Here is a 22,340-nt window from a genome sequence, read left to right as displayed (position 1 = left end):
GCCGGCTCAACCACCTTGGACCGCCGTGAGCACCTCGATGTTCCAACCGCGACCGACCTGCTCGTCCCAGCGCGACTTCGGGAACACCGCACCGTCGACGGCCAGCGCCACCCCCTGACAGGGCAGCTCCAAGCGGGCCAAAAGCTCACGGACGGTGAGCGGTTCGGCGAATTCGTGATCCTGCCCGTTCACTGTGACGCCGATGGGAACGGATGTCGCGGTCATCGAACTCCTCCTGCGGTGGATAGGGACGGCGCTCCCGGCGTCGTCGAAAAGCGTTGCGGGTCAGCGGCTTGCGCCTCGGCAAGCACCGTGCCGTCGAGCAGGGCGAGCACCGCGTCGACGGTCAGCGGGACGGTGAGCATGCCGTTGCGGCCGTGCCCGGTGGCGGCGATCACCCGGTCGGCGAGCCTGCCGATCAGCGGCAGGTTGTCGGGGCTGCCCGGCCGCGAACCCGCCGCGGCCTCGGCCAGTTCGTATTCGCCGATGCCGGGCAGCACGGCCTCGGCGTCGGCGATCAGGTCGCGGACACCGGCCACGGTCACCGCCGTGTCGAAGCCGGCCTCGTATTGCGTTGCGCCGACGACGATTCCGTCCCGGCGTGGCACCAGATACACCGGTCTGCCGTGCACCCTGGCGCGGATCACCCGTCGCGGCGCGGGCGCGGCGCCCGGCCGGTGCCGCAGCCGCAGGATCTCCCCCTTGACGGGCCGCACCGGCAGTCCCGGCCACAGCCGCGCCGAGGCCGCGCCCGCGGCGAGCACGATCTGGTCGTGGGCGAGCGCGTCGAGGTCGGTGATCTCCTCGGCGCGCAGCTCGACGCCCGCCGCGGCCACGGCGTGCCGCAGGCCGTCGAGCAGACGCCGGTTGTCGATGGCGGGTTCGGCGGAGGCCAGCAAACCGGCGCGCACGGTGCGCGCGAGCGCCGGTTCCAGTGCGCGCACGCCCGCGCGATCCAGCACGCGCAGCTCGTGACCGTGTCCACCCACCCAGTCCGCGACGGTGCGCAGGTCGGCGGCGTCCGCGCCGTCCAGCGCGACGGTCAGGGTCTCGTCGGCGACGAAGACCTGTGCGCCCGAGACGGATTCCAGCCTGGCCGCGAACTCCGGCCAGCGGGCCAGCGCGGCGGCGCCGAATTCGAGTACGCGATCCTCGCCGGGCCAGCCTTCCGAGAGCGGAGCCAGCATCCCGCCGGCCACCCACGAGGCGCCCGATCCGACGGCGGGATCGAACAGCGTGACCTGCCATCCCGCCTCGGCGGCCCGCCACGCCGCCGACAGCCCGATGGCGCCGCCACCGACGACGGCGAGAGTCCGCATGCTGTCCACCTACCTCATCCGTGCGGGGGGGTACTCGCGCACCGTCTCAGCGCGCCGCGGCCGCCGTGCTCGTCCCGCCTTCTGTTCGCATCCCCACGGTAGCGCGGCTACCGTCGAAGGCGTGCAACCCTCCCTCCCGAACCGAACGCTGCCGCCACGGGAGCGCCTGGCTACCGCGCGGCTCTATCTGTGCACCGACGCCCGGCGCGAGAAGGGCGATCTGGCCAAGTTCGCCGAAGCCGCGCTCGCGGGCGGGGTCGACATCATCCAGCTCAGAGACAAAGGGTCGCCGGGCGAGGCCGAATTCGGGCCGATGGAGGCCAAGGCCGAACTCGGCGCGCTCGCCGAGCTCAAGGCCGCCGCCCGCAGGCACGGCGCGCTGCTCGCGGTGAACGACCGCGCCGACATCGCGCTCGCCGCGGGCGCCGACGTGCTGCACCTGGGCCAGGGCGACCTGCCGCCCTGGTACGCGCGCCGCATCCTCGGGCCGGACGTGGTGATCGGCCGCTCGACGCACAACCGCGCCCAGGCCGGGCTCGCCGCCATCGACGAGCACATCGATTACTTCTGCACCGGCCCGGTGTGGTCGACCCCGACCAAGCCGGGCCGCCAGGCCGCGGGCATCGATCTGATTCGCTCGACCGCCGACGCGCATCCGACCCGGCCCTGGTTCGCCATCGGCGGGATCGATCAGCGGCGACTGCCCGAGCTACTGGAGGCGGGCGCCGAGCGGATCGTGGTGGTCCGCGCCATCACCGAGGCCCGCGACCCGGAGGCCGCCGCCCGCGAACTCAAGTCCGCGCTGCTGGCCAACGCGAGGCCGTAGTCAGGACAGCACCTGTCCCCTGGTCAGCGAAAGCGCCGTGACCGGGGGCGGCAGCTCCTCGGCAACCGGTTCCTCGACGGGCGCGTCGACGATTCGTGCGACGCCGCCCGGTCCTTCCGGATCCGAGTGCAGCCAGATGAATCCCTGGTCGGCGAGGTCGACGGTGCGCGGAAGGGCCGCGGCGACGGCCTGCGAATCGTCGAGTTCGGTGAGACAGGCCCGGGCCGGGACGGCGCGCAGCGCGGGCCAGGCGACGGCGAAACCGGGGTGCAGCGGCCGCGCCTCGACCTCTTCCTCCGGCACCCAGGCCAGCTCGGTGCTCTCCCGATTGGCGCTGGTCGGCAAAGTCATCACCGCGTCGGCGATCACCGTGGTGTAGGTCCAGCCGCTCAGCGCGGACGCCGTTACGCGTTCCGCGCGCACGTGGACGTCCGCGGGATGGATGCCCGCCTCCTCCCAAGCCTCGCGCACCGCCGCGTGCACCGGCGTCTCGTGGCTGTCGCGCGCACCGCCGGGCAGCGCCCAGGTCCCGCCCTGATGACTCCACGGGGCGCGATGCTGGAGCAGCACCGCCGAGCCGCCCGCCGCGAGCGGCGCGCGTAGCAACAATCCGGCAGCACCGAACTTGCCCCAGTGCTTCAGTCCGTCCGGACCTCGCGACCACCCGTCGCCGTCACCGCGCATCGCTAACCATCCTCATCCAGCCGCGGTCGTGTGCGCATCCCGAGCACCCCATCAGGGGGTGTTTCACACGCCACGGCACCGGTAGGACCACAATAAACTGCGACGCAGGCGCACAGGTGGGGCGCGGACCCGGAGGTGGACAATGGCTCGGACCGAGCAGCTTGCGGCCCCGCGGCCGCCGTCGGTCGCCGCCGAGCACCCGCGCAAACACCTCGGCGGCGTGTCCGCCGCGGCCGTCCGCGAGCACCTCGATCCCGCCAATCTGCGATCCTTCGCGCACTCGTCGCCGGGTCGGCTGATAGCCCTCGGATTGCTGCTCATCGGCCTGTGCCTGACCGCGGGCGCGGTGACCGCGTCGACGGTGGGCGATCGCCAAGAGGCACTGCACATTCTGCTCGACGACACCGAGCCTGACGCGCACTCCGCGCACCGCCTCTACACGTCGCTGTCCATCGCCGACGCCGCCGCGAGCACCGCCTTCATCGCGGGCGGTGTGGAGCCGGAGGCGGTGCGCGACAGATATTCCCAGGCGGTCGGCGAGGCGGCGGCCGAGCTGGTCATCCAGTCCGGGCATACCGCGGGGTACGCCGACACCGGCGCCGACGTGCGCCTGCGGACCGGCATCGCGACCGGCCTGCCGATCTACTCCGGCTTGGTCGAAACCGCTCGCACCAACAACCGCAGCGGTTACCCCGTCGGCGCGGCGTATCTGAGCGAAGCGTCGAACCAGATGCAGACCAGCCTGCTGCCGATGGCCGAGGAACTCCAGGAGCACCGTTCGGACGCGGTGGACGCCGCCCAGCGCGCCCATGTCCGCCCGCCGTGGACGGCTATCGGATTGCTGATTCTCACGCTGGTCGTGCTGGTATGGGCACAGACGCAACTGGCGAGGCGGTGGCGCCGCACCTTCAATGTCGGTCTGCTACTGGCCTCCGGTGCGATGCTGATCCTCTTGGCGTGGACCGTGATCGCCGGATCGCTGTCGGCCGCCGCGATGATCAGCGGCCGCGACGACGCGGCCGTGCCCGCCTCCCGGCTGATCGAAGGTCGCATCCTTGTCCAGCAGGCCAGGGCCGCGGAGACGCTGAAGCTGGTGCGCCGGGAAGTGACCGGCGACTACGACCGCACCTTCGACGCCGACGTCGCCCGTCTCGACGAGCTGCTCGCCGGCTACCCGGGTTCCGCGCCCGCCGCCGACGAGGTCGCGAATGCCCGTGCCGCACTGGAGCGTTGGCGTACTTCGCATCAGCGGATGAACGACGCGCTCGCGCACGGCGATTACCACGGCGCGGCGGCGGTGGCCACCGGTCCTGGCGCCGCCCAGTCCACCGCGCACGTCGACGCGCTCGACAGCTCGCTCGACAGCGGCATCACCGAGACGCGAAACACCTTGCGCTGGGAGATCTCCCGGGCGATTCGCGTGCTCGACCTCCTCGCCACCGGCGCCATGGTGCTCGGCATCGTCGCCGCCGCCTATGTCGGCATCGGCCTGTGGCCTCGACTACGGGAGTATCGATGAGCGCATCATCGACCACGACGGCCCCGATGCGTACGGCGCGCGGCCTGCTGGCCGCCGCACTCGCCGCCACCGCCTTCCTCGGCGGCTGCGCGTCGTCCACCGACACCGTGGGCACCACCAAATCCGGCTCTTACACCGAGCCGCCGCTGCCCGCGAAAGCCATTCCAGTAGAGACCGATACGCCGCTGCCGCACACCGCCGAGCCGCAGTGCGGCGACCCCACCGCCAGCCTGCGGCCCACGGGTTCCGGCCCGGCCGCGAGCGGCCCGACCATCGACGCCATCCGGGCCCGCGGCCGGTTGCTGGTCGGCCTCGACGCCGGAAGCAACCTGTTCAGCTTCCGCGATCCGGTCAGCGGCACCCTCGTCGGCTTCGACGTCGACATCGCCCGCGAGATCGCACGCGACCTACTCGGCAACCCGGATCTGATCGAATACCGCATCCTCGGCTCGGCCGACCGGGAGCGCGCCCTGCAGGACCACACCGTGGACGTGGTCGCCAAGACCATGACCATCACCTGCGAACGGCGCACGAAGGTCGCGTTCTCCACCGTCTACCTGCGCGCCGACCATCGGGTGCTGGCCATGAAGAACTCCGGCATCACCGGCATCACCGATCTGGCGGGCAAGCGAGTGTGCGTGGTGCTCGGCACCACCTCGCTGGACCGCATCCGGCGCGAACAGCCCGCCGCCAGCCTGCTGACCGTGCCGACCTGGGCCGACTGCCTCGTAGTGCTGCAACAACGGCAAGTCGACGCGGTGAGCACCGACGACGCGATCCTGGTCGGCCTGGCCGCCCAGGACCCGTATACCGAGGTGGTCGGCGGCAGCCTCAGCGTCGAACCGTACGGCATCGGCATCGCCAAGGAAGCCGACGATCTGGTGCGTTTCGTCAACGGCACCCTGGAGCGGTTGCGCACCGACGGCACTTGGGTGCGGATCCACGAGCGGTGGCTCGCCACACTCGACCCGACGCCCACTCCACCCGCTCCCACGTATCAGGACTGAGGAGCGATGACCACGCGATACCTCCCCTTCCCGCGACCGGACGACGACCAGCCGATGGGTTCCGGGCCTTCTGGCTCGGAACCCGAGAACGCCGAAGCGCCGCCGACGATCCGCTCGTCCGACACGCCCGTGCCGGGCCGTGGCCGAACAGCCAGCGGCACAGCGCATTCCGAGGACGAAGGACCGGCCACCCAGCTGAGTCCCTCGTCCTCGCACACCGACGACGACGGGCCCACCGGGCCGGTACGGGACCACCGGACGGCGTCCGGGGATACCGCGGCACGCGCAGCCGCGACCGCCGCGGCGCGACCTCAGGACCGAACCGTCGAACCGACCGGCACCATGGCGTTCGCCGAACCGCCGGGCACGATGGCCGCCGAAGTCAGCGACGAGACCCCCCGCTCCGAGCCGGATTCCGCTGGGGCATCGCGCACTTCGGGCCGCAGCGTGCGCACCGCGCGGTCCCGGCCCTCGGTGCGCAGGCTCGGCGGCGGCTTGGTGTCGATCCCGACGGTCCCGCCCACGGACCCGATGGCGGCGGTGCTCACGAATCCGGTGGTCTCCGAGGGCAGGCGCTTCTGCTGGCGCTGCGGCAATCCCGTCGGCCGAGCGACCGCGGTGCGCCCGGCGACGACGGCAGGCGCCTGCGAGACCTGCGACGCGCCTTACGATTTCCGTCCTTCGCTGCACCCCGGCGATATGGTCTCCGGCCAGTACGAGGTCCAGGGCTGCCTGGCGCACGGCGGACTCGGCTGGATCTACCTCGCGATCGACCGCAACGTCAGCGACCGATGGGTGGTGCTGAAGGGCTTGCTGCACGCGGGCGACGCCGAAGCGCAGGCGGTCGCGGTGGCCGAGCGTCAATTCCTCGCCGAGGTCGCCCATCCCAGCATCGTCAAGATCCACAACTTCGTCGAGCACCCGGGCCAGGACGGCTCCCCGATCGGCTATATCGTGATGGAGTACGTCGGCGGGCGTTCACTGCGCGCGGTGCTCGACAGCTACGAGCGGCCGACGCGGATGCCGGTCGCCGAGGCGATCGCCTACGTGCTGGAGATCCTGCCCGCGCTGGATTACCTGCATTCGATCGGCTTGGCCTACAACGATCTCAAGCCCGACAACATCATGATCACCGAGGACCAGGTCAAACTGATCGACCTCGGCGCGGTCACCACCATCGAGGCATACGGAAACCTATACGGCACCAAGGGATTCCAGGCCCCGGAGATCGCCAGGACCGGTCCGACGGTGGCCTCCGACATCTGCACCGTCGGGCGGACGCTCGCCGTGCTCACCCTGAACCTGCCGATGGAGCACGGCCGCTACCTGGACGGCATTCCCGATCCGGCACAACAACCCGTGCTGGAACGCTACGAGTTCTTCCACCGCCTGCTGCTCACCGCGACCGATCCGGACCCTGCGCGCCGGTTCGGCTCGGCCCGCGCGATGGCCGCCCAGCTGTCGGGCGTCTTGCGGGAGATCCTCGCGCTGGACACCGGCGCCGAGCATCCACAGTTGTCCACAGTGTTCAGTCCACAGCGCTCCAGCTTCGGCACCGAGGAACTGATCAGCCAGACCGACGCCTACGCCGACGGCATCGGCCGCAGCAGCCTGCTGCGCTCCGCGGACATCGCGGCGGCGCTGCCGATTCCGCTGATGGACGCCGCCGACCCGTCCGCTCCCCTGCTCGCCGTCGCCGTGCACACGGAGCCACGGCAGGCGCTCGAGGCGCTGCACGAGGCTCGCGAACGCGCCGCCGCCGACCCCGAGAACGCCCCGGAGACTTTGGATCTGGAACTCTCCCTCGCCGAGGCGAGGCTGCGGCTCGACATGCACGAGTCGGCCGCGGTGCTGTACCTGCTGTCCCGAATACCGGCGCACGACTGGCGGATCGACTGGTACACCGGGCTCGCCGAGCTGCGAGAGCAGAACTACGAGCGGGCGTTCGCGGCCTTCGAGGCGGTGCTGCACGTGCTGCCCGGCGAGATCGCACCCAAGCTCGCCCTCGCCGCGACTGCGGAACTGATTCTGCAGCACTGGGATTCGGAGGACCCGGAGCAGTGGCGGGCCTACGCGGAGAAGTTCTACGGCACCGTCTGGCGCACCGACCAGGCGGTGGTGAGCGCGGCATTCGGGCTGGCCAGGCAGCTCGCGGCGGCGGGAGGGGTCGAGGCCGCGGTGGACGCGCTCGACGAGGTCCCCAGCTTCTCACGGTGTTACGCCGCGGCGCGGATGACCGCAGTGCTCTTGCAGCTCACGGCGTCCCCGGTGGCCGAGCTCGACGAGTCGACGCTGCACGTGGCGGCCTCGCGCGTGCAGACGCTGCCCGCCGGTGAGAGCCGCGCGCTCCAGATGCGCGTGCTGGTCCTCGGCGCCGCACTGACCTGGCTGCAAGCGGGCAACACCCCGAAACGCCCCGATGCCGAGCTGTTCGGCGCGACGTTCACCGAACGGGATCTGCGCGACGGCACCGAATCGGGGCTGCGCGCCCTCGCTCGCCACGCGCCCGGGCGCAAACATCGCTATGCCCTGGTGGATCTCGCCAACAGCATCCGCGCCCAAACCTGGTTCTGACCCGAGAAACCCGGCCGCTGCGGCGGAACAGCGGCCGGGCCGGATCCGGGCGCGGGAGCAGTCGGCGGCCGGGAGGTCCCGCGGGGCGCGCCGGTCCGGGGGCAGCCGGAGCGGCTGTGGGAGGCGAGGGCATCGCTCCCTACGGCTCGCGGGGCTCCTCGGATACCTGGACCCCGATCCGCTGTCCATGCTGGCGGGGCGACCATGAGGAATCCGTGAGGTTTTCTAGAGCTGTTGTCCTACCGCTCCGAAACCACCTGCCTGGCGGCGCGGGCTATGGCGAGTTCCTCGTTGGTCGGGACCACCAGGACCGCGACCGGGGCGTCCGGCGGGGAGATGAGCCGGGCGGAGCGGTTGGCGGCGGTGTTGCGCGCCGGGTCGACCTCGATGCCGAAACCGGACAGACCGGCCAGCGCGTCGGCGCGGACCTGGGGGCTGTTCTCGCCGACTCCCGCGGTGAACGTGATGGCGTCGACGCCGCCCAACTCGATCAGATACGCGCCGAGGTAGCGGCGCAGCCGGTGGATGTAGACGTCGTAGGCCAGCCGGGCCGCGGCGTCGCCCGCGTCGATCAACCGTTGCAGTTCACGGAAGTCGTTGACACCGGACAGGCCCTTGATGCCGGAGTTGCGGTTGAGAAGTTCCTCGATCCGATCGATGTCGAAGTGCGCCGAGCGCACCAGGTGACCGATGATGCCAGGGTCGATGTCGCCGCCCCGGGTACCCATCACCAGCCCCTCCAGCGGCGTCAGACCCATGCTGGTGTCGATCGGCTTGCCGCCGCGGATCGCCGACGCGGACGCACCGTTGCCGAGGTGGAACACGATCTGGCGCAAGGTTTCCGGGTCGCGATCGAGCACCTGGGCGACCTGGCCCGACACGTATTCGTGCGAGGTGCCGTGAAAGCCGTACCTGCGGATGCCGTGCGCGGCGGCGACTTTCGCATCGATCGCGTATGTCCTGGCCGCCTCGGGCAGACCGTGGAAGAACGCGGTATCGAACACCGCGACCTGCGGCACACCGGGCAGCAGCTCCCTGGTGCTCTCGATTCCGGTGACATTGGCCGGATTGTGCAGCGGGGCGAGGGCGGACAGCTTCGAGATCTCCTCGACCACCGCGTCGGTGATCAGCGTCGGCTCGTAGAACACTTCCCCGCCGTGCACCACCCGGTGCCCGACGGCCCGCACGCCCGCGCCGCTCAGGTCGTAACCGGTTTCCGCGAACAGGTCGAACACCACCTGCAACCCGGCCTTGTGATCGGCGATCGCCTCGGTGCGCTCGATAGTGCGGCCCCCTGCGCGATGCTCGACGGCGCCCTCCCGCTCCCCGATCCGTTCCACCAGACCGGAGGCCGCCACGGCGCCCGTCTCCGGGTCGAGCAGCTGGTACTTGATGGACGACGAGCCGGAATTGATCACCAGCACAAGGTCATCGGCCGCGTTGCTCATCATGCCTCCTGCGTCTCCTTGCGACCTCGCACCGTCCCGGCGCGCGGCCCCTACCCGCGGCAACCCTGCTCACCGCACGTTTGTTCCTGGTGGGCGAGTGCCCAGTCTCCACGCGAGTACGCAGCCTCACTGCCCTTGCGCCTGGATGGCGGTGATCGCCACGGTATTGACGATGTCGGCGACCAGCGCGCCGCGCGAGAGATCGTTGACCGGCTTGCGCAGGCCCTGCAGCACCGGGCCGATCGCGATGGCGCCCGCGCTGCGCTGCACCGCCTTGTAGGTGTTGTTGCCAGTGTTGAGATCCGGGAACACGAACACCGTGGCTCGCCCGGCCACCTCGGAGTCGGGCAGCTTCGTATCGGCTACCGTCGGCTCGATCGCCGCGTCGTACTGAATCGGGCCCTCCACCAACAGTTCCGGGGCGCGCTCGCGGACCAGCTTGGTCGCCACCCGCACTTTGTCCACGTCGGCTCCGCTGCCGGATTCGCCCGTGGAGTAGGACAGCATGGCGATCTTCGGGTCGATGCCGAACCGCGCGGCCGTCTGCGCGGAGGAGATCGCGATATCGGCCAGCTGTTCGGAGCTCGGGTCGGGGACGACAGCGCAGTCGCCGTAGGCGAGCACCCGATCGGCCAGACACATGAGGAACACACTGGAGACGGTGGAGACGCCCGGCACCGTCTTGATGATCTCGAAGGAGGGCCGGATGGTGTGCGCCGTGGTGTGCGCCGCACCGGAGACCATGCCGTCGGCGATGCCCTTGTGGACCATCATGGTGCCGAAATAGGAGATGTCGGAGACGGTTTCGCGGGCCCGCTCCAGCGTCATGCCCTTGTGCTTGCGCAGTTCGGTGTACTCGGCGGCGAACTCGTCCAGGTAGCCGGAGGTGCGCGGGTCGAGCACCTCGGCCTCGGAGATGTCGACGCCGAGTTCGGCGGCGCGGGCCCGGATGGCGGACTCGTCGCCCAGGACGACCAGATCGGCGATCTTGCGCTGCAACACGCGCCCCGCCGCGCGCAGGATGCGGTCGTCGTCGCCCTCGGGCAGCACGATCCGCTTGCGATCGGCCCTGGCCTGCTCGATCAGCTGGTACTCGAACATCTGCGGGGTGACCACGGAGCTGCGCGGAACGCTGACGCGCCGCAACAACTCCGGCGCGTCCACGTGCTGTTCCATCAGGGCGAGCGCGGTGTTCACCTTGCGCGGGTTGCCCGCCGACATCCGGCCCCTGGTGCGGTACGCGGCGCTGGCCGTGTCGTAGGTGCCCAAGCTCGTGGTGAGGATCGGCAGCTTCTGTTTCAGGCCCGCCATCAGGCGCGCGACCGCGGGATGCGGCAGCATGCCGCCGTTCATGATGATGCCGGACAGCGACGGAAAGCCTTCGGCCTCATGGGCGTTCACGACGCTCAGCAGCACGTCGGAGCGGTCGCCCGGCGCGATCACCACGACGCCGTCGACGAGGCGTTCGAGGATGTGCTCGGCGGTCATGCCGCCGACCATGACCTTCAGCGCCTCGCGCTGCAGCAATTCATGGTCGCCGCTGTACATTTCGCCGTCGACCGCCTCGCACAGCTCGGCCATGGTCGGCGCGATCAGCAACGGCACCTCCGGCAGCGACCAGGACGGAACATCGAAATCACTCAGGACGGAACAGATTTCGTTCAGATCGTCCGGATCACAACGGTTCGCGACGATCGCCACCAGCGCCGCGTGCTCCTGGTGCAGCTCGCTCGCGCACAGCTCGACCAGCTGCCTGACCTCGGCCGGAGTGCGATCGGAACCGCGCACCACGAGCAGCACCGGCGCGCCGAGATTCACCGCGATCCTCGCGTTGAAACGCAGCTCGCTCGGGCTGGCCACGTCGGTGTAGTCGCTGCCGATCACCACCACCGCGTCGCAGACCTTGGCCACGTCGTGGAAACGCATCACGATCTCGCTGATGGCGGCGTCCGGATCGCTGTGCACCTGTTCGTAGGTGACGCCGACGGCCTGGGCGTAGTCGATGTCGGCGGTGCTGTGCTCGAGCAGCAGCTCCAGGATGTAGTCGGGCTCGGTGGTCGAGCGGGTGATCGGACGGAACACCCCGACCCTCGCGGTGGTGGCGCACAGCATCTGCAGCACGCCGAGCGCGACCGTCGACTTGCCGGTGTCGCCCTCCGGCGAGGCGATGTAGACGGTGGACGGAGCGGATTCGACCATGATCCCGAGCTTAGTGAGCCGCCACGCCGAGGCCCGGCCAACCGATGGCAAATATTCGGGAAATCACGTTCGGCCGCGACCTCGCCTATATTCCGGCGTATGACGACGCAGTTCCCGGACCGGCAGTGGGGTTCGCGCACCAGCATCCTGTCCCGCGTGGCGAACCGTTTCGCGGCGACCGAACCGGGGTCCTGGGTGATTCGCAAGATCACCCCGCTGGACCGCCGGGTGCTGGAGCGCACCGACGCCAAGTACACGATTCTGGGACCGATCGGCGCGCCGGTCATCCTGCTGACCACCACGGGTCGCAAATCGGGTCAGCCGCGCACCCAGCCGCTGCTGTACGTGCACGACGGCGACACCCTGTACGTCATCGGCAGCAACTTCGGCCAAGCGCACCACCCGGCCTGGACCACCAACCTGCTCGCCGACCCGAACGCGACGGTCGCCATCGCGGGCGAACGCATCCGCGTCACCGCGACCTCGGTCGAGGGCGAGGCCAAGGAGCCGATCTTCCAGCGGTTCGTGGAAGTGACCGGCGCGTACGCCGCCTACCGCGACCGGACCACCCGCGATCTGCGCATCTTCGCGCTGACTCGCGCCTGAGTCGGTCGGGCGGCGAGGTCCCGCTCGTCCCTGCCGGAGTCGACCTGTCTCGCCGGATCAGCCCATCGCACTATTGGCCGTGAGCTGCTCGGTCCGGCAGGCGGTCGGCTCGGAACCGGAGCGCACACCGCCCACTCGGTCCACCGCCCACGGGCGATCCGGTGCGAGCTGCCCGGCGTGGACCGGGTCCGACGACGCGGTGAGATCGCGCATGACCACCGGTGAGGGTTTGAAGTACCGGCGCAAGTCCTCGGGTTTGCGGTGCCGGGATTTCGATCGGCCACCGATCAATCGCGCGAGGGGTCGGGTTGCCATGGGACATAGGGTCGGCCATCGGCTTCCGCTGCCTGCTCGGCGGAATGTAGCTGGAACGGAGTGATGCCGCCGCCGTCCCACGGGCCGACCGATCCGGCGGCGACCGCGGCAGACGACTTGGGCGTCAGGTCGATCTCGTTGCGCACCACGGTGATCGGGCGGTCCGCGAGGGTGAACCAGTCCAGGTCGAGGAAATCGTGGCTGCCCTTGGTGAGGGCGCCGCGGCGCATGGCGTCGGCGAGGCGGGTGGCCATGCCCGCGGTCCGCAGGTGGCCCTCGTTGGCCTCGAACAGGCCGGCGCCGGCGTGGAGGTAGCCGGTTTCGAAGAGGGAGACCACCATGGCGAGCAGGCTGAAAGCGCGCGGGTCGTCGTTGGCGCGCGCCATGAAAGCGAAGACCTCGATCTCGTTTTCCAAGGTGGTGCCGTATCCGGCGAGCACATGCACCCAATCGTGCTGGGCCAGCAGTGGCGGCGCCGAACCGGGCAGACCCGGGGTGACGAAGCCGCGATCGCGGTAGAAGTCCGCGACGCCGCGGCCGAGGGTCCCTACCGGCAGATCACGCAGCGACGCCCAGCGTGCGGCCAGCGCCGGATCGTCGCCGACCTGACCCCAGGAACTGTCCAGGCTCTCGGTGTGCAGCGCGGTGAGCCTGCGCGGGTCGAGGCCGCCGAGGTATCCGTTGCGTGCGAAATCGACCGCGGCGAGATCGATGGCGCCTTCGGCGTACTTGTGCGCCACCGCGATCATGTCGTCGTCGACGTCCAATGCGTCGGCGAACTCCCGCAACCGGGTCGCGACCACCGGCGGCAGCGGCCGCACCACCAGCGCAGACAGCAGCATGGTCTGCACGATCCGTGCACGGAAGATCCGGTTGCGCCGAGCCAATCGGACCGCGAATTCCGGTGCGGTGATGGGCTCTACTGTCGCCAACTCGACCGGGTGACCGGTCATTGACAGGAACAGCGCGGGAATCAGCAACTGCTGCAACGGTGTCAGACCGTCCTCCCCCTGCGCGGCCGTGACCACACCGCGCGCGAGGAGCTGCACCTCGTCGAGGTCTGGCGGGGTCAGCAGTACATCGTCCATCCGGTTCACCCTCCGGCCTCTCGAGCATCGGTAGTCGCGGCTCATTATCGATGCGAATCGGCTTCAGCGCGTAGTGGTTTCGCCGTCGGCGTACGCGGCGCCGCCTCGAGAGCCTGCGCCGCCGCCCACCGGCCACGAACGCAGAGCAGAGCCGGGAGGCTCGCGCCATGCTGCCCCGGGCGGATGTCCCGGGGCAGCGGTGTCAGCGTTTCTTCGCCTGTTACTGCCGGGGAATCCGGGTGGCCATGAGGCCGGCGAAGATGGTCAGCAGCACCTGAACTGCAGTCGGCCAGTCGACCAGAAAGCCGACGGGGACCGCCAGGATGACCGCCGCGTACAACTCCCAGAAGGGAACCTGCCCCGAGGGTGTCGGCTGTGGGCGGTGATCTTCGATTCCGGCCGCTGCCTGCTGCGATCAGGTGCGGTCCATCGACCTTCGGATAGCCGGAGCCGAAGGTGCGTCGTTATGAAACTGTTACAGAGCTTCCGCGGTTGCCCAGGCGTCCAAACCCAGTTCAAAGCAGGTGTCCAGGCGACAACAGCGTGCACACCTCAGCGCGTAGGTTATCAATTCGTTACCTATCGAGGCAGCCTTGGCCGGTCCTCGCCAACACTTCGACACCAGTAAGAGGACGACGATCCGTTACCCGCTCCCCGAAGCCACGTCGCGCCCTATCGTGGTGACATGCGAATCTCGGTGGCGGCGGACGAGCGCGTTGGCGTGGCAAAGGAACTGGTCGACGAGCTGGGGAGGCGCGGGTTCGACGGGGTGCTCACGCACGGCGCGCTGTCGGAGAGCGAGCGGGACGACTGGGCGTGGGCCAGCGAGGCCGCGGCGCGCGATGTCGCCGAGGGCCGCGCCGACCAGGCGATCGTCTGCTGCTGGACCGGGACCGGCGCGTCCATCGCGGCCAACAAGGTGGCGGGCGTCCGTGCCGCGCTGTGTGGTGACGCGACGACCGCCGCGGGTGCGCGCAAGTGGAACGACGCGAATGTGCTTGCGCTGAGCCTGCGTTCGACCTCGGCGGCCGAGCTCACCGAGATTCTCGACGCCTGGTTCGCGGGCGAGCCCAGCACGGACGCGGCCGACCGGGCCAATATCGCGCACCTGACCAAGATCGAGCGGGGGCACTGAGCTCGGCTCACGGACCACGCACGACTCCCATCGCATACCCGATCTATTGACAGTATCCTGTCAAATATGACAGGATACTGTCATGCCGATGAAGACAGTGCACACCGCGATCTACGACACCCTCGCCGACTGGGAGGTGGGAGCCGCCACCGCGCACATCAACAATCCGGCCTGGCAGGTCGCGCCCGGCACCTTCGAGGTCAAGACCGTCGGGCTCACCCGCGACCCGATCACCACCAAGGGCGGCATGCGGATCACGCCCGATCTGACGCTGGCCGAGCTGTCCCCCGCCGAGAGCGCGATGCTGATCCTGCCGGGCGCCGACACCTGGATGACCGGCGAACTCACACCTTTCGCTCGCATGGCGCGCGAATTCCTCGACGTGGGCGTACCGGTCGCGGCCATCTGCGGCGCGACCTTCGGACTCGCGAACGAGGGCCTGCTGGACGACAAGGCGCACACCAGCAACGTGGCCGAGTTCCTGGCCTACAGCGGTTACGCGGGCGCGGACCGCTACGTCGAGCAGCCCGCGGTGACCGACGGCAATGTCGTCACGGCCTCGGCGACCGCGCCGTTCGAGTTCGCTCGCGAGGTACTCGGACTGCTGGGCGTCTACGAACCGCACATCCTCGACGCCTGGTACCGGCTCTTCGCGCACAGCGATCCTGCGGCGTACGCGGTGCTCGACGCCTATGACAGGGCGGCGTCGCAGGCATGACCGAGACACCGGAGCAGGAGCTGTTCAGCATCGCCGCGATCACCTCGTTCCGGCTCAACGGCCAGTTCCTCGCCATCGCCGAGGAACTGGCCAAGCCCGCCGGGCTGACCGCGGCGTGGTGGCAGGTGCTCGGCGCGGTGCTTCGCGAGCCGCTGCCGGTGGCGGGCATCGCGCGCGCCATGGGCATCACCCGGCAGAGCGTGCAGCGCATCGCGGACCTGCTGGTGGACAAAGGACTCGCCGAATACCGCTCGAATCCAGCGCACCGCCGCGCGAAGCTGGTGGCCGTCACCGACGAAGGCCATGCGGCCGTCCGGCGCATCAATCCCCGGCACGCGGTGATCGCCGACCGGCTCGCCGCCGAACTCGGCGCGGACGACTTCGCCCGCGTCGTCGAGGCGCTGACCCGGCTGTCCGCGGCGGTCGACGCAATCACCGAGCGCGAAGACTAGCGGTCGCCGGACTCTCGCCGCCGACCGGCCCGCCGCCGAACTCGGCGCGCAGGAGCTCGCATGCACCACCGAATCACTGGCGCGCCTGCCAGCGGCGGACACCGCGCTCACCGAACGCGGATCAGCGGTGAGCGCACGCGAAAATCGGCTCAATCGAACGGCTTGTCGGTGCGCCCGACCAGATCCGCGACCGAGTCGATGACCCGCGTCGGCCGGTACGGGTAGTGCTCGACGGACGCGCGGGTCGAAATGCCGGTGGTCACCAAAATGGTGCGCATGCCCGCCTCCAGTCCGGAGATCACGTCGGTGTCCATGCGGTCGCCGATCATCACGGTGGACTGCGAGTGCGCGCCGATGCGCCGCAGCGCCGAACGCATCATGAGCGGGTTGGGCTTGCCGACGTAGTACGGTTCGCGCCCGGTCGCGCGAGTGATCAACGCGGCGACCGAGCCGGTGGCGGGCAGGACGCCCTCGCGCGACGGGCCGGTGGCGTCCGGATTGGTGGCGATGAAACGGGCGCCGCGTTCCACCAGCCGGATGGCGGTGGTGATGGCTTCGAAGGAGTAGGTGCGGGTCTCGCCGAGCACGACATAGTCGGGGTCGCTGTCGGTGAGCACGTACCCGATCTCGTGCAACGCGGTGGTGAGCCCGGATTCGCCCACCACGTAAGCGGTTCCGTTGGGGCGCTGATCGTTGAGGAAGGTGGCGGTGGCCAGTGCGGAGGTCCAGATGGCCTCCTCGGGGATGTCGAGCCCCGTCTGACGCAGCCGCGCTTGCAGATCGCGCGGTGTACGGATCGAGTTGTTGGTGAGCACGAGGAACGGCGTTTCCTTGGCGCGCAGTTCGGCGAGGAACTCGTCGGCGCCCGGCACCAGGTGCTCCTCGCTCACCAGCACCCCGTCCATATCGGTCAGGTAGGACAGGATCGGCTCATCATCTGCGGTCACCAGACAATTGTCGGTTATCGAGGCACGTGAGCGCATCGGACCGGGCACAGATGCGGCCGGTCACACACTCCGACTCCGCCCTGACTATGGTCGAAGCAGGCCGTGCGAGAACCCGATCGCGCGTGCCCGTCCGTCCGATGCGGCGGAGCGATCTCGCTCGGCCCACGGGATGCGGCACCGATCGGCTCGTCCGAACGACCGACGGGATGCGGAAGGCCGCACCCGCACAGCGAAGCGACAGGAGTGGCGCACATGGGTGAGTTGAGGCTCGGATACAAGGCGTCGGCGGAACAGTTCGGACCGCGTGAACTGGTGGAGATCGCGGTGCTCGCGGAGGAGCACGGCCTGGACAGCGCCACGGTGAGCGACCACTTCCAGCCCTGGCGGCACAAGGGCGGGCACGCACCGTTCTCGCTGGCCTGGATGGCCGCGGTCGGCGAGCGCACCAAGCGCATCCAGCTCGGCACCTCGGTCCTCACGCCGACCTTCCGGTACAACCCCGCGGTGATCGCGCAGGCCTTCGCCACCATGGGCTGCCTATACCCGAACCGCGTCATGCTCGGCGTCGGCACCGGCGAGGCGCTCAACGAGATCGCCACCGGCTACACCGGCGAATGGCCGGAATTCAAGGAACGTTTCGGCCGGTTGCGCGAATCGGTTGACCTGATGCGCGCGCTGTGGACCGGCGATCGCGTCGATTTCGACGGCCAGTACTACCGGACGGTCGGCGCGTCCATCTACGACGTGCCCGAGGGCGGCATCCCGATCTACATCGCCGCGGGCGGCCCGCTGGTCGCGCGTTACGCGGGCCGCGCGGGTGACGGCTTCATCTGCACCTCCGGCAAGGGCATGGACCTCTACACCGAGAAGCTGATGCCCGCCGTCGCCGAGGGCGCCGCCAAGGCGGACCGCAGCGTCGACGACATCGACAGGATGATCGAGATCAAGATCTCCTACGACACCGATCCCGAACTGGCGCAGGAGAACACGCGCTTCTGGGCGCCGCTGTCGCTGACCGCCGAGCAGAAGCACAGCATCACCGACCCGATCGAGATGGAAGCCGCCGCCGACGCCTTGCCCATCGAGCAGATCGCCAAGCGCTGGATCGTCGCCAGCGACCCCGACGAGGCGGTCGCCCAGATCCAGCCCTACCTCGACGCGGGCCTCAACCACCTGGTCTTCCACGCCCCCGGCCACGACCAGCGCCGCTTCCTCGACCTCTTCCAGCGCGACCTGGCCCCCCGCCTTCGCAAGCTCGGCTGAGCCTCACAGAACTTCTACACGCTTCGCAGGGGCTGCGGCCTCTGCGAAGCGCGTGAAGACTCTGGCTTCCCGGCATGGCGTAGGCGCGACGGAGCCCAGTTCGCGATGCGGATTCGCCGCGACGAACTCCAGCAGCGACGTCGTGCCGATCCGGGCGAGATCTAGTGTTTTTCGCAGACCAACAGGTGGAATTCCATGCGGCCGTTGCGGATACGTCGGTCTTCCTGGACCGCCAAACCAGCGGCTTCCAGTCGTTCGGCGATCTCGGCGATAGGGCGCAACCGAAAGCGGTTCTCGGTGAACGGCATTCGGGCCATGTCGGCGGGATCGCCGATGCCGAGCACCACCCGGCCCGAGGGCCGCAGCACCCGCGCGAGCTCGGCGAACGCCGGGGCTAAGTCGTCGATGAAATAGACGGTGTTGGTGCTGATCGCCGCGTCCAGTGATGCCGTGGCCAAGGGCATTTCGTGCATGGCCGCGGTGTGGAGCACGAGCCTGCCCGCGGCGATTTCGGCGCGGTACCGCTTGCTCGCCTCATCGAGCATGGTCGGTGCGATCTCCACGCCGTGCACAGCGCCCGTCTCGCCGACCGTGGCCAGCAACTCGTGGAGGCCGATGCCGCCGCCGAAGCCGATATCGGCCACCGTCGCGCCCGCACCCGCTTCCGTGGCCGCGACGGCGGCGGCCACGGTGGCGTAGTTGCCGCGGTTGAGAATTCGGCCGACCACGCGTCCTGCTACCCCGTCCGGCCGCCCCAACTGCGAGGCGACCGAGTCCCACAAACGATCTGCGATCCGCATGCCGACCATCATCGCGACCACCGGCGCGGAACGGAACGCCGACGCGCGACCCGGCGCGAATCGGTGCTGTCGTTCACCGGTCGGCGGACGAGCAGTCGAAGTTCTTGCCGCCCGGTCTCGTTGGTTCATCTCGATCGCTCTGCGCCGCGGACCGGGCCAGGCGGCGGACCATGAACGCGACCGCGCCGAGCGTCACCAGATACGCGATGACGTACGCGTTCATCAGCAGCGGCGCGACGGGCCAGGACGGCGGCAGCAGGAAAACGCCGACGCTCACCCAGGTTTCGCTCCAGTGGTAGGTCCAGCCGCCGATCGACAGGTACAGCACAGCGGCGGCAATCCACCAGCGCGGGTTCACCTGCGCCCGGTGCACCAGGTAGACGAGCAGCGGTACGAACCACACCCAGTGGTGCCCCCACGAGAACGGCGAGACCGCACAAGCGGTCAGTCCGGCGAGGGTGACCGAAAGGAGCCGCTCCCCGTGCCGATGCAGGGCCGTGGCGGCGACGATGCCCGCGGCCAGCACGGGCAACGCCAAGAGCAGCCACAGCCACAGCGGCGCGGGGCCGTGCGTCAGGTGGGCGAGGACGCCACGCAGGGATTGGTTGGCGGGGTGAGTGTCCGGGGCGATGCGCTCGGACTGGAAGAAGGTCGTCGTCCAGTACCTGCTGGAATCGGCGGGCAGCACGAACCAGGTCAGCACGACGGAGGCGAGGAAGGTCAGCGCTGCCGTGCCCGCCGCGCGCCACTGCCGCGACGCGAGCAATTGGACGACGAAATAGAGCGGCACGAGTTTGATGCCCGCCGCGACGCCGACGCCGATGCCGCGGAGTCTGCTGCGATCCGCGCGCGAGAAATCCCAGAGCACCAGCAGCATGAGGACGAGATTGATCTGACCGTAGAACAGCGTGGTGCGAACCGGTTCGATGAAGGTGCAGGTGAGCGTGAGCAGGGCGCTGCCCGCCGCCAGCCGCCCGGTGAACCGGTAGCCGAGCAGCCGCCAGCTCAGCATGATGCAACTGAACAGCACGGCGAGGTTGAGCGTCAGCCAGAGCGGGCTGAGGAATTGCCAGGGTATGAGATTGGTCGGCAGGAAGACGATCGCCGAGAACGGGGTGTAGGTGTAGAGCAGCCCGCGGAGAGTCGGCTCGGTGTAGAGGGGCTGATCGTGCAGGACGCGCCAGGCGCCGTCCCGATAGACGTGCACGTCGAGCCCGCCGACCAGGATGCCCGCCTTGTCGAGCCAGGGATCGACGGTGGTGAAGATCAATGTCACCGCGACGATCGCGCAGCCGAGCAGAAGGAGCAGCGTCGCGTTGGTCGGCGAGGCGACGAGCCGGGCGGACGGCGCGACCTGTCTATTCACACAGGCCGATTCGCGCACGGCGCCCGGTCTTCGCGCCGCTCGCGACGAGGGAAAACGCCTGTGCACAGCCTTGTTCGAGCCGTGGCGATGCAACTGATCGATGCCTGCGTCGTGACGGTCCTCCGTGTCTACGGAGCCTTCGCAGCGACGTTCGTTACCGAGCCTCATCAACTTCGACCATAACCGCCGCCGTCCGGACGGTGGCGGCCGCGTCGGCGGACATCACCTGCGCGGCAGCGGATTCGGACTCCGAACCGCGCCGATCAGCCGCAGCACAAGCTCATTCGATCACGGGAAACGGAATCGTATCCGCCGGTTGGATTCTCGGCAGTTCGTCGCGGCGCAGCGGGAGGGTCGGCTGCTCCGTGCGGTGCAGTGGCAGCGTCGGAGCTGGGTCGTACGTCGGACGCTCCCTGGCCGGGAGGCGGTAGAAGGCGCGGGCGTTGTCCTCCAGGACCGCATACATGTCGACGCCGACCACGTCGCAGATCAGATCGACGTCCGCGTCACGGAACGGCCGTCCGGCCCTGGTGCCGGGCAGGTCGGTGCCGAACATCAGCGCCTGCGGGTTCACGGCGTGGATGCGGCGCAGCGTGTTGGCGACATTCATCTCGACCCGCCCGAAACCGGTCGCCTTCACGCGGGCGCCACGGTCGACGAGGTCGAGCAGGTACGGCAGGCCCTCGTCGGACATCCCGAGGTGGTCGACCGAGAGGGCGGGCAGCTTGGAGATCACCGGCTGCAGCGACGCCAGCATCTGGCCGTCCATGTACAGCTCGACGTGCCAGCCGGCGAGCTCGTGGGCGCGCAGCGCCTGCAATGTCATCTGGGTGATGTCGGCGGCGGCGCGCTTGAGGTTGAAGCGCAGCGCCCGCACGCCGACGCGATCGAGTTCGAGGATCTCCTCGTCGGAGGCATCCAGGTCGAGTCTGGTCACCCCGACCCATCCCTCGCCGAGCTCGGCCAGCGCCGCTTTCAGATAGGCCTGATCGGTCCCCTGGAACGACGCGCTGACCACGGCCCCGCCGCCGATGTCGAAGCGGGACATGCGCTTTCGATAGTCGGCGATGGTGTACGGGTCGGGCAGGTAGCCCTCGTTCTCGATCAGCGGAAACCGCGGATCGATGATGTGGACATGGGCATCGAACACTTGTACAGAATGCCAGGGACAGGTGAACCTTTCCACGGGGAGGTTCGACAGGTGAACCTTTCCACAGGGAGGTTCGACAGGTGAACCTTTCCACAGGGAGGTTCTCCGGATGAGTACCTGCAACGGAAAGACAGGGGCTGCTCGTGCGCCGTCTACGCACATGAGCACCTGCCCCGGCAGGTGCTCATGTGCGGCAGGTGCCCATGTGCCGCCCGGCAGGTGCCCATGTGCCGCAGGTGCCCATGTGCCGCCCGGCAGGTGCCCATGTGCCGCCCGGCAGGTGCCCATGTGCCGCAGGTGCTCATGTGCCGCAGGTGCTCATGTGCCGCAGGTGCCCATGTGCCGCAGGTGCTCATGTGCCGCAGGTGCCCATGTGCCGCAGGTGCTCATGTGCGGCAGGTGCCCATGTGCCGCAGGTGCTCATGTGCGTAGAGGGCACACAAGCAACCTGGTCTTATCCGTTGGCAGGTGCTCATGTGGAGAACCACACCATGAGCAGGTACACCTGCTCACACCTTGTGCGGCTCGCTGGCGCGGAGCATGTCCTCGCGCTCGACGACCTTGACGCGCTCGCGGCCCTCGGGCTCGCCCAGTGCGCGCTCGTGGGCGTCGAGGCGGTACCAACCCGCCCAGGTGGTGAACGGGATGCCCTTGCCCTCGAGGAACTCGAGGACGGCCTGCGGGTCCGGGTTCTCCGCCGGAGCGAAGCCGGGGGCGTCGTCGAGCAGGCAGGCGATGGTCTCGTTGGCGTCGCCCTTGGTGTGGCCGATCAGGCCGACCGGGCCGCGCTTGATCCAGCCGGTGACGTAAGTGGCGGGCAGGTAGCGCGCCGGGCCGTCGGCGTTCTCGTCGGCGATCACGCGGCCCGCCTCGTTGGGCACGGTGCCCGCCTGATCGTCGAACGGCAGCTGGTTGATGTTCTGC

20 protein-coding genes and 1 pseudogene are annotated in these 22,340 nt (G+C 69.3%); 9 read left to right on the top strand and 12 right to left on the bottom strand.

Annotation, left to right across the window (positions count from 1 at the left end; all coding sequences use genetic code 11):
- Positions 1 to 6: 6 nt before the first annotated feature.
- Together thiS and thiO are read right to left on the bottom strand one after the other, a co-directional pair.
- Positions 7 to 225, bottom strand: a complete 219-nt coding sequence (gene thiS, locus ACRWNM_RS28345; protein ID WP_431971160.1) for a sulfur carrier protein ThiS — start codon at positions 223 to 225, stop codon at positions 7 to 9.
- Positions 222 to 1,319: a glycine oxidase ThiO gene (gene thiO, locus ACRWNM_RS28340; protein ID WP_431971159.1), complete on the bottom strand. Its 1,098-nt coding sequence runs from the start codon at positions 1,317 to 1,319 to the stop codon at positions 222 to 224. Before thiO ends, thiS begins: the two co-directional genes overlap by 4 nt.
- 121 nt (positions 1,320 to 1,440) lie before the next feature.
- Here thiO and thiE point away from each other — a divergent pair, with 121 nt between their 5' ends.
- A complete protein-coding gene (gene thiE, locus ACRWNM_RS28335; protein WP_431971158.1) occupies positions 1,441 to 2,145 on the top strand; it encodes a thiamine phosphate synthase in 705 nt (234 codons plus the stop codon).
- Here thiE and ACRWNM_RS28330 read toward each other — a convergent pair whose 3' ends face one another.
- The gene (locus ACRWNM_RS28330) at positions 2,146 to 2,829 is read right to left on the bottom strand and encodes an NUDIX hydrolase (protein WP_431971157.1); all 684 of its coding nucleotides are present in this window, start codon (positions 2,827 to 2,829) and stop codon (positions 2,146 to 2,148) included. It lies immediately after the preceding gene.
- A gap of 142 nt (positions 2,830 to 2,971) precedes the next feature.
- On the opposite strand from ACRWNM_RS28330, the gene ACRWNM_RS28325 reads away from it, so the two are divergent.
- The 3 genes from ACRWNM_RS28325 to ACRWNM_RS28315 are packed head-to-tail and all read left to right on the top strand — an operon-like array spanning position 2,972 to position 7,929.
- Positions 2,972 to 4,348, top strand: coding sequence for a hypothetical protein (locus ACRWNM_RS28325; protein ID WP_431971156.1), 1,377 nt, complete (start codon positions 2,972 to 2,974; stop codon positions 4,346 to 4,348).
- Positions 4,349 to 4,374: 26 nt separating this feature from the next.
- The gene (locus tag ACRWNM_RS28320) at positions 4,375 to 5,355 is read left to right on the top strand and encodes a glutamate ABC transporter substrate-binding protein (protein WP_431971316.1); all 981 of its coding nucleotides are present in this window, start codon (positions 4,375 to 4,377) and stop codon (positions 5,353 to 5,355) included.
- Between the two features lie 6 nt (positions 5,356 to 5,361).
- The gene (locus ACRWNM_RS28315; RefSeq protein ID WP_431971155.1) at positions 5,362 to 7,929 is read left to right on the top strand and encodes a serine/threonine-protein kinase PknG; all 2,568 of its coding nucleotides are present in this window, start codon (positions 5,362 to 5,364) and stop codon (positions 7,927 to 7,929) included.
- Positions 7,930 to 8,168: 239 nt separating this feature from the next.
- On the opposite strand, the gene ACRWNM_RS28310 is transcribed toward ACRWNM_RS28315, so the two are convergent.
- Positions 8,169 to 9,377 (bottom strand): acetate/propionate family kinase, encoded by a 1,209-nt coding sequence (locus ACRWNM_RS28310; protein WP_431971315.1) that lies wholly within the window; start codon positions 9,375 to 9,377, stop codon positions 8,169 to 8,171.
- A 126-nt stretch (positions 9,378 to 9,503) separates the two neighbouring features.
- Entirely contained in the window at positions 9,504 to 11,576 is a 2,073-nt protein-coding gene (pta, locus tag ACRWNM_RS28305) for a phosphate acetyltransferase (RefSeq protein ID WP_431971154.1), read from the bottom strand.
- Between the two features lie 99 nt (positions 11,577 to 11,675).
- Here pta and ACRWNM_RS28300 point away from each other — a divergent pair, with 99 nt between their 5' ends.
- Positions 11,676 to 12,182, top strand: coding sequence for a nitroreductase/quinone reductase family protein (locus ACRWNM_RS28300; protein ID WP_431971153.1), 507 nt, complete (start codon positions 11,676 to 11,678; stop codon positions 12,180 to 12,182).
- A 57-nt stretch (positions 12,183 to 12,239) separates the two neighbouring features.
- On the opposite strand, the gene ACRWNM_RS28295 is transcribed toward ACRWNM_RS28300, so the two are convergent.
- Positions 12,240 to 12,497, bottom strand: coding sequence for a hypothetical protein (locus ACRWNM_RS28295; RefSeq protein ID WP_431971152.1), 258 nt, complete (start codon positions 12,495 to 12,497; stop codon positions 12,240 to 12,242).
- On the bottom strand, positions 12,470 to 13,585 hold the full coding sequence (locus ACRWNM_RS28290; protein WP_431971151.1) for a hypothetical protein: 1,116 nt from the start codon (positions 13,583 to 13,585) through the stop codon (positions 12,470 to 12,472). The genes ACRWNM_RS28295 and ACRWNM_RS28290 overlap by 28 nt, the downstream gene beginning before the upstream one ends.
- Before the next feature lie 685 nt (positions 13,586 to 14,270).
- On the opposite strand from ACRWNM_RS28290, the gene ACRWNM_RS28285 reads away from it, so the two are divergent.
- The 3 genes from ACRWNM_RS28285 to ACRWNM_RS28275 all read left to right on the top strand — a co-directional run bounded on the left by ACRWNM_RS28285 (position 14,271) and on the right by ACRWNM_RS28275 (position 15,890).
- The gene (locus ACRWNM_RS28285; RefSeq protein ID WP_431971150.1) at positions 14,271 to 14,720 is read left to right on the top strand and encodes an RpiB/LacA/LacB family sugar-phosphate isomerase; all 450 of its coding nucleotides are present in this window, start codon (positions 14,271 to 14,273) and stop codon (positions 14,718 to 14,720) included.
- Positions 14,721 to 14,808: 88 nt separating this feature from the next.
- A complete protein-coding gene (locus tag ACRWNM_RS28280) occupies positions 14,809 to 15,438 on the top strand; it encodes a type 1 glutamine amidotransferase family protein (protein ID WP_431971314.1) in 630 nt (209 codons plus the stop codon).
- Positions 15,435 to 15,890, top strand: coding sequence for a MarR family winged helix-turn-helix transcriptional regulator (locus tag ACRWNM_RS28275; protein WP_431971149.1), 456 nt, complete (start codon positions 15,435 to 15,437; stop codon positions 15,888 to 15,890). The genes ACRWNM_RS28280 and ACRWNM_RS28275 overlap by 4 nt, the downstream gene beginning before the upstream one ends.
- A 149-nt stretch (positions 15,891 to 16,039) precedes the next feature.
- On the opposite strand, the gene ACRWNM_RS28270 is transcribed toward ACRWNM_RS28275, so the two are convergent.
- Positions 16,040 to 16,795, bottom strand: coding sequence for an HAD-IIA family hydrolase (locus ACRWNM_RS28270; protein ID WP_431971313.1), 756 nt, complete (start codon positions 16,793 to 16,795; stop codon positions 16,040 to 16,042).
- Between the two features lie 294 nt (positions 16,796 to 17,089).
- Between ACRWNM_RS28270 and fgd the strand changes: the two genes are divergently transcribed.
- Positions 17,090 to 18,100, top strand: coding sequence for a glucose-6-phosphate dehydrogenase (coenzyme-F420) (gene fgd, locus ACRWNM_RS28265; RefSeq protein WP_431971148.1), 1,011 nt, complete (start codon positions 17,090 to 17,092; stop codon positions 18,098 to 18,100).
- 161 nt (positions 18,101 to 18,261) lie between these two features.
- Here fgd and ACRWNM_RS28260 read toward each other — a convergent pair whose 3' ends face one another.
- The 4 genes and pseudogenes from ACRWNM_RS28260 to ACRWNM_RS28245 all read right to left on the bottom strand — a co-directional run.
- Complete coding sequence (locus ACRWNM_RS28260) at positions 18,262 to 18,900, bottom strand: class I SAM-dependent methyltransferase (RefSeq protein ID WP_431971147.1); 639 nt, start codon at positions 18,898 to 18,900, stop codon at positions 18,262 to 18,264.
- 73 nt (positions 18,901 to 18,973) lie between these two features.
- Entirely contained in the window at positions 18,974 to 20,266 is a 1,293-nt protein-coding gene (locus ACRWNM_RS28255) for a glycosyltransferase 87 family protein (protein WP_431971146.1), read from the bottom strand.
- Positions 20,267 to 20,546: 280 nt separating this feature from the next.
- A complete protein-coding gene (locus ACRWNM_RS28250) occupies positions 20,547 to 21,416 on the bottom strand; it encodes an amidohydrolase family protein (protein ID WP_431971145.1) in 870 nt (289 codons plus the stop codon).
- 509 nt (positions 21,417 to 21,925) lie between these two features.
- A pseudogene (locus tag ACRWNM_RS28245) lies at positions 21,926 to 22,340 on the bottom strand (pyridine nucleotide-disulfide oxidoreductase); the annotation flags it as partial.

The organism is Nocardia sp. bgisy134, assembly GCF_965341865.1.
GTDB lineage: Bacteria > Actinomycetota > Actinomycetes > Mycobacteriales > Mycobacteriaceae > Nocardia.
The sequence above is the reverse complement of the archived record's forward strand: the minus strand, read 5'-3'. Positions and strand labels throughout refer to the sequence as shown.

Bases quoted from the DNA above. Each gene is read 5' to 3' on its own strand.
- ACRWNM_RS28290 (WP_431971151.1), bottom strand. From the start codon at position 13,585: ATGGACGATGTACTGCTGACCCCGCCAGACCTCGACGAGGTGCAGCTC.
- thiO (WP_431971159.1), bottom strand. From the start codon at position 1,319: ATGCGGACTCTCGCCGTCGTCGGTGGCGGCGCCATCGGGCTGTCGGCG.
- ACRWNM_RS28315 (WP_431971155.1), top strand. From the start codon at position 5,362: ATGACCACGCGATACCTCCCCTTCCCGCGACCGGACGACGACCAGCCG.
- ACRWNM_RS28325 (WP_431971156.1), top strand. From the start codon at position 2,972: ATGGCTCGGACCGAGCAGCTTGCGGCCCCGCGGCCGCCGTCGGTCGCC.
- fgd (WP_431971148.1), top strand. From the start codon at position 17,090: ATGGGTGAGTTGAGGCTCGGATACAAGGCGTCGGCGGAACAGTTCGGA.
- ACRWNM_RS28310 (WP_431971315.1), bottom strand. From the start codon at position 9,377: ATGAGCAACGCGGCCGATGACCTTGTGCTGGTGATCAATTCCGGCTCG.
- ACRWNM_RS28300 (WP_431971153.1), top strand. From the start codon at position 11,676: ATGACGACGCAGTTCCCGGACCGGCAGTGGGGTTCGCGCACCAGCATC.
- ACRWNM_RS28320 (WP_431971316.1), top strand. From the start codon at position 4,375: ATGCGTACGGCGCGCGGCCTGCTGGCCGCCGCACTCGCCGCCACCGCC.
- ACRWNM_RS28260 (WP_431971147.1), bottom strand. From the start codon at position 18,900: ATGCGGATCGCAGATCGTTTGTGGGACTCGGTCGCCTCGCAGTTGGGG.
- ACRWNM_RS28330 (WP_431971157.1), bottom strand. From the start codon at position 2,829: ATGCGCGGTGACGGCGACGGGTGGTCGCGAGGTCCGGACGGACTGAAG.
- pta (WP_431971154.1), bottom strand. From the start codon at position 11,576: ATGGTCGAATCCGCTCCGTCCACCGTCTACATCGCCTCGCCGGAGGGC.
- ACRWNM_RS28275 (WP_431971149.1), top strand. From the start codon at position 15,435: ATGACCGAGACACCGGAGCAGGAGCTGTTCAGCATCGCCGCGATCACC.
- ACRWNM_RS28285 (WP_431971150.1), top strand. From the start codon at position 14,271: ATGCGAATCTCGGTGGCGGCGGACGAGCGCGTTGGCGTGGCAAAGGAA.
- ACRWNM_RS28270 (WP_431971313.1), bottom strand. From the start codon at position 16,795: ATGGACGGGGTGCTGGTGAGCGAGGAGCACCTGGTGCCGGGCGCCGAC.
- ACRWNM_RS28295 (WP_431971152.1), bottom strand. From the start codon at position 12,497: ATGGCAACCCGACCCCTCGCGCGATTGATCGGTGGCCGATCGAAATCC.
- thiS (WP_431971160.1), bottom strand. From the start codon at position 225: ATGACCGCGACATCCGTTCCCATCGGCGTCACAGTGAACGGGCAGGAT.
- ACRWNM_RS28280 (WP_431971314.1), top strand. From the start codon at position 14,809: ATGAAGACAGTGCACACCGCGATCTACGACACCCTCGCCGACTGGGAG.